This window comes from Chryseobacterium daeguense DSM 19388 (assembly GCF_000430825.1).
GTDB classification, from domain to species: domain Bacteria; phylum Bacteroidota; class Bacteroidia; order Flavobacteriales; family Weeksellaceae; genus Chryseobacterium; species Chryseobacterium daeguense.
Window position 1 is genome coordinate 192,116 of the sequence record NZ_KE387263.1, and the last position, 17,950, is coordinate 210,065.

Genomic DNA, 17,950 nt, shown 5'->3' on the forward strand with positions numbered 1-17,950 from the left:
TTTAAGGGTTAAGATTCAGGGATTAAAGTTTAAGGATTCCAGATTGAGCAAAAACTGCTTTCAATCTGTACCATAAAACTTTAAACCATAAGCCTTGAATTATGAGTGTGCAAAGATAGTGATTTTAAAGACAGTTTCATAATAAAAAAATCTGCCAGTTTCCTGACAGATTCAAATAAATTTTTATTCAATCCGGTTTTATGGGTTATCACCTGTAGCGTCCTGTGCAAGAGGAACGTCATTAGGTGCATCTTGTAATGTTTTATCAAAAATAAACAGAGATTCGTCTGTAGCCCTATCTCCTCCGGCAATTTTCAGTTTGTCGATCAGGTTGGAAGCCAGTGTTTCTTCTTCGATCTGTTCCTGCACAAACCATTGCATAAAATTCCACGTTGCCCAGTCTTTTTCTTCCATAGCCAGATCTACCAGCCTGTAAATTGAGGTGGTATTGTCTACTTCATGTTTAAAAACACCATCAAAACAAGCAGTTAAAGATTCCGGATCTGCGGGCGGAGCCGGGATTGCATCTACTTTTGGTTTTCCTCCTCTGTTCAGAATGTATTCCATAAATTTAATAGAATGATTTCTTTCTTCCTGAGCGTGTCTGTAAAGGAAATTTGCGATTCCCTGATAACCTTTATCATCTGCCCAGATTCCATAAGATAAAAAAACGTGTGATGCGTGAATTTCTTTGTTCATTTGGTCACTAAGCGCTTTTTCCATTGTTGCGGAAAGTCTGTTAGTATTCATAATTCATATTTTTTAGTGATTATGGTTTTACAGATGCAAAAATGGTTCCGAGAGGTTTTTAATTTAAATCTATTTAATGAAACATATTTATAATCTACTGAATTACTTTATTTTAAGTTAATAATTTATAGTTAGTCTAAAATAAAATTGTTTACTTTTTCCGTACTTTTTAACTAAAACTGAAATTTTGGATGCGTTTTTTGAAAATATAGCAAAAGGGATAACTAATATCCCTTCTTTAATTTAATTTAATTCAAATTATTTATTTATTCAAAAATTCAACAACTTTTGAGACAAATGCATCATGATTCTGGAAAAAAGAAGCGTACCCTGAATCCGGAAAAATAATTAATTCTGAGTTTTCTAAATTTTCATGTAAATTATGTGCATTCTGAACAGCAACGGGAAGATCATTTTCTCCATGAGCGATAAGAACAGGATTGTGAATGTTATGCAGTTCAGTCAATGCATTAGCATCCGGCTGTGCCCAGCTCAACACTGCTGTGAAAAGCGTTAAACATAAAACACTGGTAACTGAGTTTTTCTGATTGTTTTCATTGTAGTTTATTTTTGTTTGATTTTATGGTGCAAGCATAAATCATAAAAATAAACGTGTCACTGATAAACTGGTTTAAACAGACATTTTAAAGGCTAATTAGACATTTTAAAACGTAAAAAATCCCCTCTTTGTAAAGAAGGGACAATATGTATTGATTTATTTTACTTTTTTAGCCAGATAATCGCTTTCATTTCCCAGTCTGTCTATGGCTTTAATGGCTACGGCATTTAATGTTTTTCCGTCTTTGAATTTAGGAATATCTTTGGAAAGCTGATCCAGTGTAAGAATTTCCGTTTCCCAGACTCCGTTGTACTGTGTAAAAAGTACCCACTGAAATACATCTCCGATGTTTTTCACGCTCCAGCTTGTTTTCGCAAAGCTTCCATTGTCCGTAATGAAAAGCGTGGGAATCTGCAGGGGCGCAGCTTTTAGCCATGAGGTTTTTGGGACTAATGCTTTTTCTTTGTAAGGCCCGTTCTTTAAGGCAGGCAGCATTCCTGCATTTCTTGTCAGTCCCGCTATACTCCAGTGAATTTCGCCGGCATCTTTTCCTAAAACCTGCCTTGAAATTTCTACCTGATTTTTAATTTCCGCTGGTCGGTCAGAAACTTTGATTTCTACGGTATTCAGTCCCGGCCAAAGGTGGCGGTTCATGGTGTTTTCTGACTTCCACCAGCTTAATAATTTTTCAAATCCCTGTCCCTGGGAATCAATCGGCCAGTACAACTGGGGTGAGAAATAATCTACCCAGCCTTTATTTAGCCATAGTTTAGCATCAGCATACAATTCGTCATACTGTGAAGAGCCTACAATACCTTCCGGATAGCCGGGTTTCCAGATCCCGAACGGGCTGATCCCAAATCTTACATGACTTTTTTCCGCATGGATTTCTTTGTAAATTCTTTCTACAAACTTATTCACATTATCTCTTCTCCAATCTGCCCTTGTAAGGCTTCCTCCATTTCTTACATATTCGTTCCAGCTTGCATTATCAGGAAAATCCGCTCCTTTATTATAGGTTGCATAAGGATAAAAATAATCATCAAAATGAACAGCATCTATATCATATCTCTTTACAATATCCTTCACCACGTTGGAAACATGGCCCTGGGTTTTCGGGTTAGCGGGATCAAACCAGTACATTCCGTTTTTAAGCCTCATCACAATATCAGAAAGTTTGTTAACCATTGATAAGCTGTTGACAGCACCTCCATTGGTGTGATGTGCCCTGTAAGGATTTAACCAGACATGAAGCTCCAATCCTCTTTTATGGGCTTCTTCTATCCAAAACTGCAACGGATCATAATTAGGATAAGGTGCCCTTCCTGTTTCTCCTGTCAAAAAATAAGACCACGGCTCCATGCTGCTTGTATATAAGGCATCTGCAGAAGGACGAACCTGAAAAATCACCGCATTGAAATTATTATCTCTAAGCATATCGAGCATGCTGATCGCTTCCGATTTTTGCTGATCAACCGTTAAATAGCCTTTGACGGCCAGTTGATATTGGCTACGCTGGCAATCCATGCGCCACGGAATTCCCTTTTGATTTCCGGAAGATTGGTGCGGAATATTTCTTCTGTGGGAGTTGTGGTTACTGACGCTGCAGGAGGAGTATTGGGTGCAGGTTTTACGGGTTTTGTTGTATTTTGATTTTTTACCGGCTTTGAGCTATTTATTACAGTTTTAGAACTGCTGCACGAAGCAAAAAGCCCTAATAAAAATATTAATTTAAGTTTATTCATTTTCATACTCTGCAAAACTACATTAAATTATTTTTTTTGATTTTAAAAATTAAGATAATAAAATGAATTATTTAATGAATATTTATTTAAATTAATTATTTTAACGCAAAGTACACAAAGTTTTTTTTGGTTACTATCTGTTTTTAAGTTCGCAAAGGCGTTTGACTTCGCCGAATCTTCGATTTCACTCAGTTAAGCTCTCAAAAAGATTCTCACTTCTATCATATTAATTTTGACTGAAGCCAGGATTTTTATTGAATGTTGAAAGCGGACTAAAGTCCGCTCCTATTGAGGTTTCGTGTAGATAGAAATAAAAAAGCCCCGAAAAATCGAGGCTTTTGTTTATATTAAAGAATTTTATTAAGCTTTTGCTTGTCTTTCCAATCTTTTTCTGTCTTCTTCAGAAAGAATTTTCTTTCTCATACGGATGAAGTTTGGTGTTACCTCAATAGCTTCATCAGCCTGAATATATTCCATACATTCTTCCAGAGAGAATAAGATTTTTGGTGCTACACCAGTATCTTTATCTTTTCCGGCAGCTCTCATGTTATTAAGCTGTTTTGCTTCAACGATGTTTACCACCAAATCTCCCGGCTTGTTTTGCTCACCGATAATCATACCTGCATAGATTTCCTCTCCCGGATCTACGAAGAACTTACCTCTGTCCTGTAGTTTGTTGATAGAATATTCCGTAGCCGGCCCTTGAGTTTTGCTGATCAATACCCCGTTGTTTCTTCCCGGAATAGCTCCTTTGAAAGGCTTATATTCTGTGAAACGGTGGGCCATGATAGCTTCCCCTGCAGTAGCAGTCAACATCTGAGAACGTAACCCGATTAAACCTCTTGAAGGAATTTCGAATTCCATGTGCTGCATTTCACCTTTAGTTTCCATAATGTGAAGGTCACCTTTTCTCTGAGTCGCTAAATCGATAACTCTTGATGCATATTCTTCCGGTACGTCTACAACCAAAGATTCGTAAGGCTCACAATTTACACCGTCGATTTCTCTAAGGATTACCTGCGGCTGTCCGATTGTCATTTCGTAACCTTCTCTTCTCATTGTTTCAATAAGAACTGATAAGTGAAGAATACCTCTACCGAAAACAAGGAAAGTGTTGGCATCATCAGTCTGCTGAACTCTTAATGCTAAGTTTTTCTCTAATTCTTTCGTTAATCTTTCTTTTAAGTGATTAGAAGTCACGTATTTACCATCTTTACCGAAGAAAGGTGAATTGTTGATAGAGAACGTCATGTTCAACGTAGGCTCATCAATTGCTGTTCTTTCCAACGGCTCAGGATTTTCCAGATCTACAAAAGAATCTCCAATCTGGAAAGCATCGAAACCTACCACAGCACAGATATCTCCTGCCTGTACTTCCGTTACTTTTTTCTTTCCTAATCCTTCAAAAACGTATAATTCTTTTACTTTTCCTTTTACAATTTTACCATCTGCCTGTGCAAGACCGATCCATTGAGATTCTTTGATCTCACCTCTCGTTACCTTCCCGATCGCGATTCTTCCTAAGAAAGAAGAATAATCAAGAGAAGTAATCTGCATCTGAAGATTTCCTTCCGTAATTTTCGGAGCAGGAACATATTGTAAAATTCCGTCTAATAATGGGAAAATATCTTCTGTCTGTTCTAATGAAGTATTGAACCATCCCTGTTTAGAAGATCCGTAGAACGTTGGGAAATCCAATTGCTCTTCAGTCGCTTCAAGGTTGAAGAAAAGATCAAAAACCTGATCGTGAACCTCATCCGGACGACAGTTTGGCTTATCCACCTTATTGATAACCACCAATGGTCTTAACCCTAATTCCAAAGCTTTCTGAAGTACGAATCTTGTCTGCGGCATTGGTCCTTCGAAGGCATCTACCAACAAAATTACCCCGTCTGCCATTTTCAATACTCTTTCTACTTCCCCACCAAAATCGGCGTGACCGGGTGTATCAATTACATTAATTTTTGTGTCTTTATAAGTAACAGAAATATTCTTGGATAAGATGGTGATCCCTCTTTCTCTTTCAAGATCATTGTTATCCATAATTAATTCTCCACTCTCCTGATTTTCTCTGAAAATATTGGTAGCGTGGATGATCTTGTCGACCAAAGTTGTCTTACCGTGGTCAACGTGTGCGATAATCGCAATATTTCTAATGTTTTGCATATAAGATTTTTACGGGTGCAAAAATAGTGATTTTTAATGAAAAACTCATCAAGAAGTTTTATTAATTAACAAATTCATAATGAGAAAGTTAAACCTATGACATTCATAATTTATTAAAAGTGAATATTTTATGCTATCATTTTGAGATAAAATCAGGTGGAAATGATTCAATTTTAATCATAAATAAGAGCTGTATTCTTCAAAAAAATAAAAAATGATGATCTGAATTAAAACTATTACTCCAAACTTTATTAAAAATGAGGCTTTTGAAATTTTATGTCTGAAAATGATCATTCCAAAAACAGCGCCTATTGTACCGCCTAAAAAAGTGACCGCCAACAAAGTTTTTTCAGAAATTCTTTTCTGGTGCTTCACCGCACGTTTTTTATCAAAACCGAAAACAATGAAGCATACAAGATTGATTATGATTAGTAAATAAGTCATTACCGCAAATCTAATACAAAATATTGTTACAGATTTTTTAATTTTGTCATCAATAGTAAAATCAATGACAGTACACGATCTCGCGGGAAACTATTCGGTCCAGGGCAGCAATCAGGAAGAAAATGACCATATTTCTTATCATGGTTTATTGACTTTAACTGTAGATGAAAACAACCGAATCATCGCTCAATGGATGATTGGTGATCACATTCAGAACGGTACAGGATTTTATAAAGATGAGATTTTAGTAATTAATTTTAATTACGAAGGTAATGATCAGAAGATTTATAAAGGTGTTGCTATATACCGCTGCTTAAATAAAGATGTACTGGACGGGTTCTGGTCTGAAAAACATGGTAATCCCTTATTTTTGGGAAGTGAGTATTGTGTCCGGATTCAGAATTCCGGGTTTTTGAATTGAGTTTTTTTAAAAAAAAGCTGCCTTAAAAAGGCAGCCCAAGATTAAATTATCTAGCAATTAATTATTTTTTTGCCTTTACATCCACAGCGATTTCGATGTCTTTACTGATCATCCATTCCGCAGGATCTGCTTCGGAAGTCCCGAATTTGATTCCCCAATCTGCCCTGTTTACTGTAAATTTAGCCTGGATAGAAGCAGAATTTTCCACCACATCCACTTTTGCCGGGAAAGTAACGTTCATTGTTTTTCCGGATAATGTAAGATTTCCGCTTACTGTTTTATTTGCTCCGGCTACAGCATCTTTAGGTGCTTCCTTCAAATCTGTAACGCTTGTAATTTTGAAATCTGAAGTTGGATTTTTAGCCGTATCAAAGAAGTCAGGATTTTTAAGGTGCGCTTCAAGATCTGCCGGTTTTTTGTCTTTTTCCGTTACAGATGCCGGATCTACTTTAATGGAATTCATATCGATCACGAAATTACCAGCCGTCACCTGACCGCCTTCTACGCTAAGATCTCCTGATTTTACATTAAGTGTTCCCCAACGAGGTGCCATTCCACCTTTGTGGAAAGCCTTCCAGTTCACTTTAGATGCCACCGTATCTACAGCAAGCATTTCTCCTTTACTTTCGGCAACCGTCTGTTCCTGAGCCGTTGCAGCGTTCTCAGCCGCTTTTTCCTTGTTACAAGATGCTGCAAGCAAACCTACTCCTACTAATGCAATTACACTAAGTTTTTTCATATTATTTTAATTGTTTAAGTTTATTTTTCTGATGATTTAACGGATTTTAAAGATAAATATTTTAATCCAAATCTTCTGATGTCAAAAATAGAAAACCTCATTTCCAGTACCCTTATCATACATCAAGAAAATTGTTTAACTTCAAAATGGGAAAAAGATGATGGCACAGGTATTTTAATGAATTTTAAAATTACCTATTTTAGCCGTTTAAAACTTACGATGAACGTTACAAACTATATCCAGCAGACCCTCAATATATCAGAAAAAAGCATTAATGCAACCCTTCAATTGTTATCAGAAGATTGTACAATTCCTTTTATTTCAAGGTACAGGAAAGACAAAACAGGGAACCTTGACGAAACCCAGATCGAACAAATTTCGAAAATCAGTAAGCAGTTTGAAGACATCGTAAAGAGAAAAGAAACGATTTTAAAATCTGTTGAAGAACAAAATGCTTTAACACCTGAATTCAAACAAAGAATAGAGGAAAGTTTTGATATTCAAGAACTTGAAGATCTTTATTTACCATTCAAAAAAAGAAAGAAAACCAAAGCAGATGCCGCTAAAGAAAAAGGGCTGGAGCCTCTGGCCAAGATTATCATGAGCCAGAAAGCCCAGGACATACAATTTTTAGCTTCAAAATATATCAACGACAAAGTAGATTCTGAAGAAGAGGCCCTGCAGGGAGCAAGGGATATCATGGCCGAGTGGATCAATGAAAATATGTACGTCAGAAAAAACCTTCGCCGTTTGTTCCAGCGTAAAGCTGTGGTAACCTCAAAAGTGGTGAAATCTAAAAAAGATGAGGAAGACGCACAAAAGTTTTCCCAATATTTCGAATGGGAAGAAAACCTCAACAGAACCCCTTCCCACAGGCTTTTGGCCATGTTGAGAGCTGAAGCCGAAGGTTTTGTGAAAATCAATGTAGGAATTGATAAAGAAGAGGCTGTTGATTTTATTGAAAACGCAATCATTAAATCAAATAACGAATCCGCAGAACAAATTTCATTAGCCATAAAAGACAGCTACAAAAGATTACTGGAACCCGCCATTTCAAATGAAACTTTACAGGAAGCCAAAGAAAAGGCCGACAAAAAAGCCATCGAAATATTCTCCGAAAACTTAACCCAATTATTGCTTGCCCCTCCGTTGGGAGAAAAGAGAATTCTGGCCATTGATCCCGGATACAGAAGCGGATGTAAAGTAGTCTGCCTCGATGAAAAAGGTGATTTACTGCATAATGAAACTATCTATCCGCACGCCCCGCAAAATGAAACGGGCATGGCAATGAAAAAAATCCGTTCTATGGTGAATGCTTATAATATTGAGGCCATATCCATCGGAAACGGTACTGCAAGCCGTGAAACGGAGTTTTTTATTAAAAAAATTGCTTTTGATAAGCCGCTTCAGGTTTTTGTGGTTTCGGAAGCCGGTGCATCCGTCTACTCAGCAAGTAAAATTGCAAGAGATGAATTCCCCAGCTACGACGTGACTGTCCGTGGAGCAGTTTCTATCGGCCGAAGACTGTCTGACCCGCTGGCGGAGCTAGTAAAAATTGATCCAAAATCCATCGGAGTCGGACAATATCAGCATGATGTAGACCAGACACAGCTTAAAAATGAACTGGATTCTACGGTAATGAAATGTGTGAATTCTGTAGGAATTAATTTAAATACAGCAAGTAAGTCCCTTTTAAGTTATGTTTCCGGAATTGGCGAAAAGATGGCCGAAAACATCATCAATTACCGAACAGAAAATGGTGCCTTTGAAGACAGAAAGCAACTAAAAAAGGTTCCCAGGCTTGGCGAAAAGGCTTTCCAGCAGGCTGCGGCATTTGTAAGAATCAATAATGCTAAAAATCCGCTTGACAATTCTGCAGTTCATCCTGAAGCCTACGGTATTGTTGAAAAAATGGCTAAAGATCTTGGTATAAAAACTAATGAACTAATAGCTAATAAAGAAAAAATTGCTTTAATACAGCCAGAAAAATATATTACAGAAGATATCGGGATTTTAAGTATCAAAGATATTTTAAAAGAGCTTGAAAAGCCGGGACTGGATCCAAGAAAAGCAGCAAAAGTTTTCGAATTTGACCCTCATGTAAAAAAGATTACCGACTTAAAAATAGGAATGATATTGCCTGGAATTGTGAATAATATTACAGCCTTCGGATGTTTCGTAGATCTGGGAATTAAAGAAAGTGGATTGGTACATATTTCTCAGTTGAAAGACGGCTTTGTTTCTGATGTGAACGAAGTGGTAAAACTGCATCAGCACGTTCAGGTAAAAGTGACGGATGTGGATGAGGCCAGGAAGAGAGTGCAATTGAGTATGATTTTGTAAGATACAATAAATAATCCCTGCCATTTCTGACAGGGATTATTTTATATAAAATTCAATTATGATTGTTGTCCAGGAGAATTTTCTATGTTTTTATAGTTATTTCTCAGAAATCTTAGCGGCTTAGTTCCATCTATAAACCTAAAATCAATATACTGAGGGTTTAAAACTGTATTATTTTCTATTTCATAAGTAGTCTGCCCTGCTCCACCTTCTACAAAAACACCCCATCTCATAAAACCGTCATTAGATCTTATTTTATTATGCTTTATAGCTATTTCCACGTTATTAACTTCAGATATTTTTATACCTGTTAATAGTCCTTCGTTGCCTGTATTTTTTATACCCGGGTTTTCAATAATATTAAAATTTATATTCAAGAAATTATTGTCTGATTCTATTAAAATCCCATTTTCTTTGGTAGACTTAATAATGTTATTTGAAACTTCACAAGTTGTAGTATGTGATAAATAAATGCCACAAAATTCAATATTATTGATCATATTATTAGATACAATTGCCCCGTCTACATTCCGGATATTGATACCATGCTGACCTGCATTTCTAATAACATTTCCATTAACAACAACATTTTTTGCAATTAGAATCCCGGTTGTTGTATTAATGATCAAAATACCGTCTCCGCCTCCACCGGTATTGTCAATTATATTATTTGAGATAACTACATTTTTACAAGTATAATTTACTGTATAGGAAGCATCTTGATTCTGCAATTTAATGCCCATTTTTTTTGTATTTCTAATTCTATTTTCAGATACTGTAAGATTAGAAATTCCTACATCCAGATACATACCGTGTTCCAAGATTGTATTTTCAATATCATTATCAGTAACAGAGACAAACTCTGAATCTTCTGCAATAATGATTCCCTGGGATGAATTTTTAAAGCTATTTTTAAATATTGTTATATTTTTGCCACCCACGGTAATTCCTGTATTGTCTTTTCTTCCAAAAGGGCTTTCACTTGTATTTGCAGCCCACGCATCATCAAAAGAGTTTTCTACCTTATTATATTTAAAAGTAAAATGATTAACATCCCTTAGTCCTGAAACAGCAGAATACGTAAAATCTTTGAAACTATTATTTTCAACAGTAAGATTTTGTGCTCCAAAACATAAAACTCCCACAGCTTCTGAGCTTGAAGTAGGACTGTAATTTGTACCAAGCCCCTCCAGCTTAAACCCGGTAATGGATATATTACTCCTATACTCACAGTTAAAAATAGGTTTTTCAATGCCTAATTGTTTAATGATACATCCTTTAGAAAATAGCTTTTGGTTATCTTGCACAAATAACTGGTCATTTATCTGAATTGATATTTCATCAAAAAAAATATCATACCCCAACGTTAATGCTGTTTGTATTTTGGAGGTAACATCAGTAGCAGCAAAAGAAGCATCACCTATTCCCCACCATAAAATATTAACATATCCTGTCCATTGCCTTTTATAAAAGTCATTTCCTTTTTTTCTATAAATGGCTCCATCACCATTTCCACTTGGAGGAACCCCTACAGTTGTTTTTTTATAAATAACATTCTCATAAGTGTAGCTGTCCACCAACTGTACTACGTCATCATTTGGAAAAATACTTCCTGGCTGAAAAAAATCGTTTGTGTAAATCATATTCTTTGTTTTAATTATTATTTAGAAAACTCTCCCGGCTTTCTATTAAAACAAAAATATAGGATCATTACGCCAAAACTCGACGTATAAAAAATTAAACTTAAAAACAAAAGCATCCAATAAGTTAATGGATGCTTCTATGCTATAAATAAAAATAGCCGGCTTTAACGGCCGGCTACTTATTATTTTTTAGATTCTTCAACGGAAACTTTTCTAAAGTCTTTGAACAATTTGCTAAGTTCTAAAGCTGCTTTACGTGCTCTTGTTCCAGCTGCTTTGTTTCCTTTTTCTGCTTGTTGGTTTGCTTCAGTAGTGAAAGCTTCAAATTCTGCGTTGATTTTTTCAATTAGTTCTTTCATTATTTATAAAATTTAGGCTGCAAATATATGTTTTATGGGGATTCCAGCCAACTTTCAGGGAAAAAGTTTATAATAATTAATAAATAATTTATCCAGTTACCAAAAGTGCAACAAATTTCGGCCATAAAGAATCCAATTTTGTTTTAAATTAACTATAAATACAGCATCATAACCTTTTCAAATATAATACAGGCCTACTGACAGGCTCTTGTCATTAAGCTGCATTATTTTTGTTAATAATTTTAAATATTAAAAAAATGAATTTAGCATCAGTTCGTATTATAACCGCACAAATTGAACAGTTAATACAATTTTATGAAGAAATAACAGGTATTCAGGCCATACGCTACACTCCGGATTTTGCAGAGCTACGGACATCAACCATTACAATTGCCATTGGAAGTACCAATACCCTGCAGTTTTTTGGTGGAGAAAGTACGGCACAACCGGCAAAAAACCGCAGCCTGATAATAGAATTTGCTGTTGAAAATGTAGATCAGGAATTTATGCAGATAAAAGGTCTCATATCCTCATCTATTGTTCAGGAACCAACAATAATGCCTTGGGGAAACAAGTCGCTGTTATTCAGAGACCCGGATGGAAATCTTATTAATTTTTTCACTCCTGTCTCGAAATAAAATAATATAAATTACATTTTGAATCGCCTTATTTCAGGGCGATTTTTTTATACGAAAAATCTTTTAAAATATTTTTTATAAAGTTTCATTATTCATTAATTAAATACCTAAATTTTAAATAAAAATTAAACAAAAACAACTTAATAACTATTATTACCTAAAAAACACGGCATAATATTAAAATTTGATAAATTGTTCAAAATTTGATTACCTTTGCATAGTAAAACATTATTGATGAAAAAAAACAGAACATGCAAACTACGCGCATAGACTATAAAACACTTTACTTTTGTTTATTTTTTCTCAAATTAATTTTAATATCAATCACTGCTTTAATTGAAAAGCTAGGGATTACTTAAATCCATTTATATGCATAAAACTTTTTCGGAATTAAAGAAAACCGTATCAAAAAATTCTCAAAGTTTAAAATTAAAGAAAATAAAAATTGCCTTACTGGGAGATACCGCAACACAGTTCCTGAATGTTGCATTAAAAGGTACTGCCATCCATGAAGGGTTTTATTTTGAAATCTTTGAAGCGGAGTTCGGGCAGATATCCAGACAGATTTTTGATCCTGCCTCAGACTATTACAGCTTTGAAGCAGATTATACCGTCATTTTTGAATCTTCTCATAAATTATTAAACCAATATTATAAATCTGATGCTCCTGTCTGTTTCGGGGAAAACAAGATCAATCAGATCCAGGAGCTTTACAACAGTATTCAAAGCAGAACAAAAAGTAAAGTTATCTATTGTAATTTTCCTTCCATCAATAACCAGATTTTTGGTAATTTTTCTAATAAGGTGGAATCTTCTTTTGTATTTCAGCAGACTAAAATAAATTATCTACTTTCAGAATTAGCGGTTAAAAACAGCAGCCTGTATGTTGCTGATCTTGTTTCAATTCAGAATAAATGGGGTAGAGATTTTATGTTCTCGCCCAATATTTATATCAATACCGAAATGGTGCTGTCCATTGATGCTCTGCCAGTTGTAGCAAGGGATATTACGGCAATTATTTCTTCTATTGAAGGAAAATTTAAAAAATGCCTGATCCTTGATCTGGACAATACCATATGGGGAGGAATTATTGGTGATGACGGTCTTGAGAAAATACAGGTGGGAAATCTGGGTATCGGGAAGGCGTTTTCAGAATTTCAGTATTGGATAAAAGCCCTTCAAAAAAGAGGCATTATCCTCGCTGTATGCAGTAAAAATGATGAGGATAAAGCAAAAGAACCTTTTGAAAAACACCCTGATATGGTAATCCGGCTTGATGACATTGCTGTATTTGTGGCCAATTGGGAAAATAAAGCTGATAACATACGGAAAATACAGAGTATTCTTAATATCGGTTTTGATTCCATGGTCTTTTTGGATGATAATCCATTCGAAAGAAATATTGTGAGGGAAAACCTGCCGGAAGTATGTGTTCCCGAGCTGCCGGAAGACCCTGCAGATTACCTGGAATATCTTTATGGCTTAAATCTTTTTGAAACCGCCAGTGTTTCTGAAAATGATGCGGAAAGAACAAAGCAATATCAGGTGGAAGCTCAAAGGACAATTGCGCTGGAAAGCTTTACCAATGTGGATGATTTCCTGAAAAGCATGGAAATGACTTCTGATGTTCAGCCATTTAATAATTTTTCAAAACCGAGAATTTCGCAGCTTACCCAGCGTTCCAATCAGTTTAATTTAAGAACAGTACGATATACGGAGCAGGATGTTGATCATCTGATACACTCACAAAATCATCATACCCTATCTTTTACCTTAAAGGATAAATATGGCGATAACGGACTGATCTGTGTGATCGTCTTAGAGAAAAAAAATCCCGACACCCTTTTTATCGATACCTGGCTGATGAGCTGCAGGGTACTGAAAAGGGGCATGGAAGATTTTACTCTTAATACAATTGTAGAAACGGCAAAAGAAAATGGCTTCAAATATATTGTAGGAGAATACATTCCCACTGCTAAAAACCAAATGGTGGAAGATCATTACAAAAAATTAGGATTTACTCCCAATGAAAACCAATGGATACTGGATGTAGAAAATTATGAACCAAAACAAGTCTATATAATTAAAAAACAAAACAATGACAACAGAAGAAATTTTATCAAAACTAACAGGAATCTTTCGTGAAGAGCTCGATAATGAAGACATCAATCTTAGTACGGAAACTACCGCAGAAGATATTGAAGAATGGGATTCGCTTTCGCATATCCAGCTTATTGTAGCCATAGAAAAAGCTTTTAAAATACGCTTCACTTCATCAGAAATCCAAAGTTGGAATAATGTAGGAGAGCTGGCAGAATCCATAAAATCCAAATAGGTTTTTAAATGCTTCTCAATTCATATAATTTTATTGCTTTTTTCACGTTACTCTTCTTTTGCTACTATCTTTTAGCTAAAAACTTAAAGCTGCAGAATATTTTTCTTCTTATTGGAAGCTATATATTTTATTGTAGCTGGAGCCCACAGTTTTTATTGCTGATTGTTCTATCAACAGGTATCACGTATTTTATCGGAAATAAGATAAAAAACAATGAAGGTAAAACGAAGACAAACTGGGTAAGACTGGGGATTTTTTCAGTCCTGATACAGCTTTTATATTTTAAGTATTTCAATTTTTTTATAGAAAACTTTAATGACCTTCTGAAAATTTTTGGATTGAAAGATCAATTAAATATATTGAAAATAATATTTCCGATCGGGATCAGCTTTTATTCATTCAGGATGATTGGCTATCTTCTGGATATTAAAAACAATAAGCTCAAGGAAATCCCTTCATTACTGGATTATTCGGTTTTTGTGGCTTTTTTCCCGTGTATTATTGCGGGGCCCATTGACAAGGCTGCACCTTTTCTTAATAATTTAAAAACAAAAAGGGAATTTTCTTCCCGGCAGTTTACAGACGGCCTCAGGCTGATATTGTGGGGATTGTTCAAAAAACTTGTGGTTGCAGATAATATTAATACCATTACATCGCCGTTATTTGAGACATATCAAACCTTAAACGGGAGTGCACTTTTTATAGGAGCAGCATTGTATTTTATCCAGCTGTACGCAGATTTTTCCGGCTATACAGATATGGCTGTCGGAATTTCAAAATTACTGGGAATAAAAATACAGCCCAATTTCAATTACCCGCTTTTTGCACAAAATGTCGCCGATTATTGGAGAAGATGGCATATTTCCCTTACTTCATGGCTTACAGAATATGTATTTACTCCGTTATCAATCCGTTTCAGGGATTATGACAAATATGGTCTTATAATGGCTATTATCATTAATTTTTTAGTCGTTGGCTTCTGGCACGGCGCGGAGTGGCATTATATTGTTCATGGGCTGGTAAGCGGTATTATGTTTATTCCATTGATCTTAAAAGGGAAAATGAATAAAAAAATAAAACCGTCAAACAGCATTATTCCTACAAAAAATGAATTGATTAATATCCCTCTTACGTTTGTACTTTTTTCCCTGCTCATAATCCTTTTCTTTGTCAAAGACATGGAAATGGCATTAAATTATTATAAAGGCATTTTTTCACTGTCTTTTTTTCAGCTGCCCAACTATGCTATTCAGAAAGAGATTGTTTTGCTTATTCTTTTCATGATGCTTATAGAATGGACTCAGAGAGATAAGGAATATGCCATCAAAGACCTTTTTACGGGTAAACAATCGTTTTAAGGTGGGGATTTTATTACGTATTAGTGTTTCTGATCTTCTTATTTTACATTGCCCCGAAAGGGTTTATATATGCACAATTTTAGATATGAAAAATTCTATTTTAAAATTAATCGCTTTTTCGGTACTTCCATTTTCAATAGTTTGTTTTGCTGTTTATCTTACCGGGATTAATACGGATGATTTTTACAAAAGATTCACATCTCCACAACAAAATTCTTTAATTTTAGGAAGTTCCAGAGCAGCATCAATGAACCCGCAGCTTATTGATAATATTGTCCGTAAAAAATTTCCCGATGTCAGACTGTACAATTATTCCTTTACCTGGGCCCATTCTCCCTTTGGTCCTAAATATCTGGAATCTATCAGTAAAAAAATAAAACCCGGCACAAAAGACGGTTTGTTTATAGTAACCGTAGAACCATCCGCAGTCATGGTAGATAAAAAACTGCCGGACAGCCCGGAATATTACATTGAAAATGATAAATCCGTGGCCAGAACATCAATGGTCTCTATCAACCCTAACATAGAATATTTAGTAGAAAGCTACGATTTTTCCATTACCAATGAACTTAATAAAATGATACGGCCTCCAAAAAATGTAATTGCAGAAGTTAAAATTTTAGACAACGGTAAAGTAGATGGCAAAATAGTAAAACGCATCCCTCCTGAGATACAAAAAATAACTAATGCCAGGAAAATGGAAGAATTGAGAACAAAAATGGAAGGCCTTAAAATATCTGAAAACAGGCTCTCTTATCTTATTAAAACCATAAAGTTTCTAAAACATCACGGAGAAGTCATTGTCATAAGAATGCCTATAAATAAAGCGCCTTACTCTATAGAAAACAGTGTATTTCCTGATTTTGACAGACGGATTGCTACCATTTGCTCCCACGAAAAAATAAATTATATCAACTACAATAATACTCCAAACAGCTATATATGGACCGATGAGGTGCATCTAGAACCAGCATCAATGGACAGGTTTTCAAAAGCAGTTGCCGAAGATATTGTAAAAAATGCGGCTGCCTTTTAAAGCAACTTTATTTTTTTGTTAATGTAATAGTTGAAATAAGTGAGGCTGTCAAGAAATGTGACAGCCTCATGTGTTTTTAGAATAGAGTCAATAGTATGCCCAGTGTTTGTAATGAGGGATTAAATAGGAATTATCGTTGTCCGACATCAGGAGTCCAGAGTATGTCTCCGGAAGGTAATAGCTTCAAAAGCCAATAGTCTCCTGTTCCCGCGGCATGGTTCAGATCTGTTACATCGCCATTATTGGATGAACCGGAATCACTTAATAAGAGATAAGCATTTTCATTAATTATTGGTAAAAGGTAAGCTCCTGTACTACCTTCGTTACCGTTACCTCCATACAATTTTTGCTGAACTAAATTTAATGAAGCATCCAGTTTGAAAACCCAACTGTCATTTCCCCCATGAGATATAACTCCTGTTAAAGTACCTGTGTTGGATGAGGCAGATCCTCCTGAAACAATATAACCTCCGTCAGAAGTCTGGTTAATAGGCAAAGGTATATCTGAGCCGGTTCCACCAAATACCTTTTGATTTTTAAAGTTCCCATTTGTATCAAGTTTCATAATCCAAAAATCGTTGCCCCCAACCCTGCAATTCCCGTTAAAGAACCTGTATTTGAAGCTGCCGTCCTGATGGCAAAAATATATCCATTGTCCGAAGTCTGGCGTGCATCTAATAAAGGATTGGCTGCTGCAGAAACGCCAAAACGTTTTATCCATAGCCTGTTTCCTGAGATATCTGTTTTCATTACAAAAGGATTTGGTCCTGCAAAGACCGGTAATCCTGTAAAGTCACCAACTGCTTCTGAGCTTGTAGTACCTGTAACTAAATATCCTCCATCATTTGTAGGGATAACATTTCCAAAAGAATCTTCATCTGTACCGCCATATCTTTTTTGCCACGCTATAGTCCCGTCTGTATTGAGTTTTAGCAGCCATGCATCAGTTCCGAATGCTCCACCTGTATATTTTGGTATTCCGGTAAGGTCACCATCTACTGAATAAGAAACACCACAAATTATATATCCACCATCCGAAGCAATGACCACTTTACTACCCTCATCATTTCCTGATCCCCCAACAAGTCTTTGCCACTGAATATTCCCTGCAGCATCCAATTTGGCAGCTAATAAATCAGTCTGTCCTCCATGAAAAGTGGTGCCTGGTATGTTGTTGGATCCGGATCTGGTTACCACAATACATCCTCCATCCGGTGTTGCTGTAATGGCGGTTCCTAATTCTAATCCGTTTCCGCCAACAAGCCTCTGCCAGACTATTTTGCCTGTCGTGTTCCATTTTACTACCCAGTTATCCCTGTTACCTCCATTCGTTCCGGTTACATCTCCGTTAACGGATGATGTTGCTTCTCCTACTCCAAAATAACCTCCATCCGCCGCCAGAGACAGCGCATTG

The 17,950-nt window shown here is 35.8% G+C and carries 19 protein-coding genes; 8 read left to right on the plus strand and 11 right to left on the minus strand.

Annotated features, from left to right (window positions below):
- Positions 1 to 198 precede the first annotated feature (198 nt).
- From H560_RS0120375 to H560_RS0120395, 6 genes are all read right to left on the minus strand, one after another.
- Entirely contained in the window at positions 199 to 750 is a 552-nt protein-coding gene (locus H560_RS0120375; protein ID WP_027381684.1) for a ferritin, read from the minus strand.
- A 262-nt stretch (positions 751 to 1,012) separates the two neighbouring features.
- The gene (locus H560_RS0120380) at positions 1,013 to 1,249 is read right to left on the minus strand and encodes an alpha/beta fold hydrolase (RefSeq protein WP_034753405.1); all 237 of its coding nucleotides are present in this window, start codon (positions 1,247 to 1,249) and stop codon (positions 1,013 to 1,015) included.
- 216 nt (positions 1,250 to 1,465) lie between these two features.
- The gene (locus H560_RS22135; RefSeq protein WP_316929374.1) at positions 1,466 to 2,836 is read right to left on the minus strand and encodes a glycoside hydrolase family 10 protein; all 1,371 of its coding nucleotides are present in this window, start codon (positions 2,834 to 2,836) and stop codon (positions 1,466 to 1,468) included.
- A complete protein-coding gene (locus H560_RS23720; RefSeq protein WP_316929375.1) occupies positions 2,788 to 3,060 on the minus strand; it encodes a hypothetical protein in 273 nt (90 codons plus the stop codon). The genes H560_RS22135 and H560_RS23720 overlap by 49 nt, the downstream gene beginning before the upstream one ends.
- 354 nt (positions 3,061 to 3,414) lie before the next feature.
- Positions 3,415 to 5,220 carry a translational GTPase TypA gene (typA, locus tag H560_RS0120390; RefSeq protein ID WP_027381686.1) on the minus strand — a complete coding sequence of 602 codons (1,806 nt, stop codon included), beginning with the start codon at positions 5,218 to 5,220 and terminating at the stop codon, positions 3,415 to 3,417.
- Positions 5,221 to 5,397: 177 nt separating this feature from the next.
- Complete coding sequence (locus tag H560_RS0120395; RefSeq protein WP_034753408.1) at positions 5,398 to 5,664, minus strand: DUF1294 domain-containing protein; 267 nt, start codon at positions 5,662 to 5,664, stop codon at positions 5,398 to 5,400.
- A gap of 64 nt (positions 5,665 to 5,728) precedes the next feature.
- Between H560_RS0120395 and H560_RS0120400 the strand changes: the two genes are divergently transcribed.
- On the plus strand, positions 5,729 to 6,085 hold the full coding sequence (locus H560_RS0120400; RefSeq protein WP_027381688.1) for a hypothetical protein: 357 nt from the start codon (positions 5,729 to 5,731) through the stop codon (positions 6,083 to 6,085).
- Positions 6,086 to 6,146: 61 nt separating this feature from the next.
- Here the strand turns inward: H560_RS0120400 and H560_RS0120405 are convergent, their stop codons facing one another.
- The gene (locus H560_RS0120405) at positions 6,147 to 6,824 is read right to left on the minus strand and encodes a YceI family protein (protein WP_027381689.1); all 678 of its coding nucleotides are present in this window, start codon (positions 6,822 to 6,824) and stop codon (positions 6,147 to 6,149) included.
- 219 nt (positions 6,825 to 7,043) lie between these two features.
- Between H560_RS0120405 and H560_RS0120410 the strand changes: the two genes are divergently transcribed.
- Positions 7,044 to 9,167: a Tex family protein gene (locus tag H560_RS0120410; RefSeq protein WP_027381690.1), complete on the plus strand. Its 2,124-nt coding sequence runs from the start codon at positions 7,044 to 7,046 to the stop codon at positions 9,165 to 9,167.
- Positions 9,168 to 9,223: 56 nt separating this feature from the next.
- Here the strand turns inward: H560_RS0120410 and H560_RS0120415 are convergent, their stop codons facing one another.
- Positions 9,224 to 10,810 (minus strand): right-handed parallel beta-helix repeat-containing protein, encoded by a 1,587-nt coding sequence (locus H560_RS0120415; protein WP_027381691.1) that lies wholly within the window; start codon positions 10,808 to 10,810, stop codon positions 9,224 to 9,226.
- 182 nt (positions 10,811 to 10,992) lie between these two features.
- A complete protein-coding gene (locus H560_RS0120420; protein WP_027381692.1) occupies positions 10,993 to 11,169 on the minus strand; it encodes a histone H1 in 177 nt (58 codons plus the stop codon).
- Between the two features lie 257 nt (positions 11,170 to 11,426).
- Between H560_RS0120420 and H560_RS0120425 the strand changes: the two genes are divergently transcribed.
- From H560_RS0120425 to H560_RS0120445, 5 genes are all read left to right on the plus strand, one after another.
- On the plus strand, positions 11,427 to 11,807 hold the full coding sequence (locus H560_RS0120425; RefSeq protein WP_027381693.1) for a VOC family protein: 381 nt from the start codon (positions 11,427 to 11,429) through the stop codon (positions 11,805 to 11,807).
- Positions 11,808 to 12,176: 369 nt separating this feature from the next.
- Entirely contained in the window at positions 12,177 to 13,952 is a 1,776-nt protein-coding gene (locus tag H560_RS22140) for an HAD-IIIC family phosphatase (protein WP_051289411.1), read from the plus strand.
- Positions 13,906 to 14,142: an acyl carrier protein gene (locus H560_RS0120435; RefSeq protein WP_027381694.1), complete on the plus strand. Its 237-nt coding sequence runs from the start codon at positions 13,906 to 13,908 to the stop codon at positions 14,140 to 14,142. Before H560_RS22140 ends, H560_RS0120435 begins: the two co-directional genes overlap by 47 nt.
- Positions 14,143 to 14,150: 8 nt before the next feature.
- Complete coding sequence (locus tag H560_RS22145; RefSeq protein ID WP_051289412.1) at positions 14,151 to 15,500, plus strand: MBOAT family O-acyltransferase; 1,350 nt, start codon at positions 14,151 to 14,153, stop codon at positions 15,498 to 15,500.
- An 85-nt stretch (positions 15,501 to 15,585) separates the two neighbouring features.
- Positions 15,586 to 16,536 (plus strand): hypothetical protein, encoded by a 951-nt coding sequence (locus H560_RS0120445; protein ID WP_027381695.1) that lies wholly within the window; start codon positions 15,586 to 15,588, stop codon positions 16,534 to 16,536.
- A gap of 130 nt (positions 16,537 to 16,666) precedes the next feature.
- Here the strand turns inward: H560_RS0120445 and H560_RS22150 are convergent, their stop codons facing one another.
- Together H560_RS22150 and H560_RS22620 are read right to left on the minus strand one after the other, a co-directional pair.
- On the minus strand, positions 16,667 to 17,101 hold the full coding sequence (locus H560_RS22150) for a hypothetical protein (RefSeq protein WP_027381696.1): 435 nt from the start codon (positions 17,099 to 17,101) through the stop codon (positions 16,667 to 16,669).
- Positions 17,098 to 17,733, minus strand: a complete 636-nt coding sequence (locus H560_RS22620; protein WP_155845060.1) for a hypothetical protein — start codon at positions 17,731 to 17,733, stop codon at positions 17,098 to 17,100. The genes H560_RS22150 and H560_RS22620 overlap by 4 nt, the downstream gene beginning before the upstream one ends.
- Here H560_RS22620 and H560_RS22625 point away from each other — a divergent pair.
- Complete coding sequence (locus H560_RS22625; protein WP_051289414.1) at positions 17,705 to 17,920, plus strand: hypothetical protein; 216 nt, start codon at positions 17,705 to 17,707, stop codon at positions 17,918 to 17,920. The genes H560_RS22620 and H560_RS22625 overlap by 29 nt on opposite strands.
- Positions 17,921 to 17,950: the final 30 nt, after the last annotated feature.

Bases quoted from the DNA above. Each gene is read 5' to 3' on its own strand.
- H560_RS0120400 (WP_027381688.1), top strand. From the start codon at position 5,729: ATGACAGTACACGATCTCGCGGGAAACTATTCGGTCCAGGGCAGCAAT.
- H560_RS0120435 (WP_027381694.1), top strand. From the start codon at position 13,906: ATGACAACAGAAGAAATTTTATCAAAACTAACAGGAATCTTTCGTGAA.
- H560_RS22140 (WP_051289411.1), top strand. From the start codon at position 12,177: ATGCATAAAACTTTTTCGGAATTAAAGAAAACCGTATCAAAAAATTCT.
- H560_RS22135 (WP_316929374.1), bottom strand. From the start codon at position 2,836: ATGGATTGCCAGCGTAGCCAATATCAACTGGCCGTCAAAGGCTATTTA.
- H560_RS0120375 (WP_027381684.1), bottom strand. From the start codon at position 750: ATGAATACTAACAGACTTTCCGCAACAATGGAAAAAGCGCTTAGTGAC.
- H560_RS0120420 (WP_027381692.1), bottom strand. From the start codon at position 11,169: ATGAAAGAACTAATTGAAAAAATCAACGCAGAATTTGAAGCTTTCACT.
- H560_RS0120415 (WP_027381691.1), bottom strand. From the start codon at position 10,810: ATGATTTACACAAACGATTTTTTTCAGCCAGGAAGTATTTTTCCAAAT.
- typA (WP_027381686.1), bottom strand. From the start codon at position 5,220: ATGCAAAACATTAGAAATATTGCGATTATCGCACACGTTGACCACGGT.
- H560_RS0120425 (WP_027381693.1), top strand. From the start codon at position 11,427: ATGAATTTAGCATCAGTTCGTATTATAACCGCACAAATTGAACAGTTA.
- H560_RS22625 (WP_051289414.1), top strand. From the start codon at position 17,705: ATGTTGTTGGATCCGGATCTGGTTACCACAATACATCCTCCATCCGGT.
- H560_RS23720 (WP_316929375.1), bottom strand. From the start codon at position 3,060: ATGAAAATGAATAAACTTAAATTAATATTTTTATTAGGGCTTTTTGCT.
- H560_RS0120410 (WP_027381690.1), top strand. From the start codon at position 7,044: ATGAACGTTACAAACTATATCCAGCAGACCCTCAATATATCAGAAAAA.
- H560_RS22150 (WP_027381696.1), bottom strand. From the start codon at position 17,101: ATGAAACTTGATACAAATGGGAACTTTAAAAATCAAAAGGTATTTGGT.
- H560_RS0120395 (WP_034753408.1), bottom strand. From the start codon at position 5,664: ATGACTTATTTACTAATCATAATCAATCTTGTATGCTTCATTGTTTTC.
- H560_RS22145 (WP_051289412.1), top strand. From the start codon at position 14,151: ATGCTTCTCAATTCATATAATTTTATTGCTTTTTTCACGTTACTCTTC.
- H560_RS0120445 (WP_027381695.1), top strand. From the start codon at position 15,586: ATGAAAAATTCTATTTTAAAATTAATCGCTTTTTCGGTACTTCCATTT.
- H560_RS0120405 (WP_027381689.1), bottom strand. From the start codon at position 6,824: ATGAAAAAACTTAGTGTAATTGCATTAGTAGGAGTAGGTTTGCTTGCA.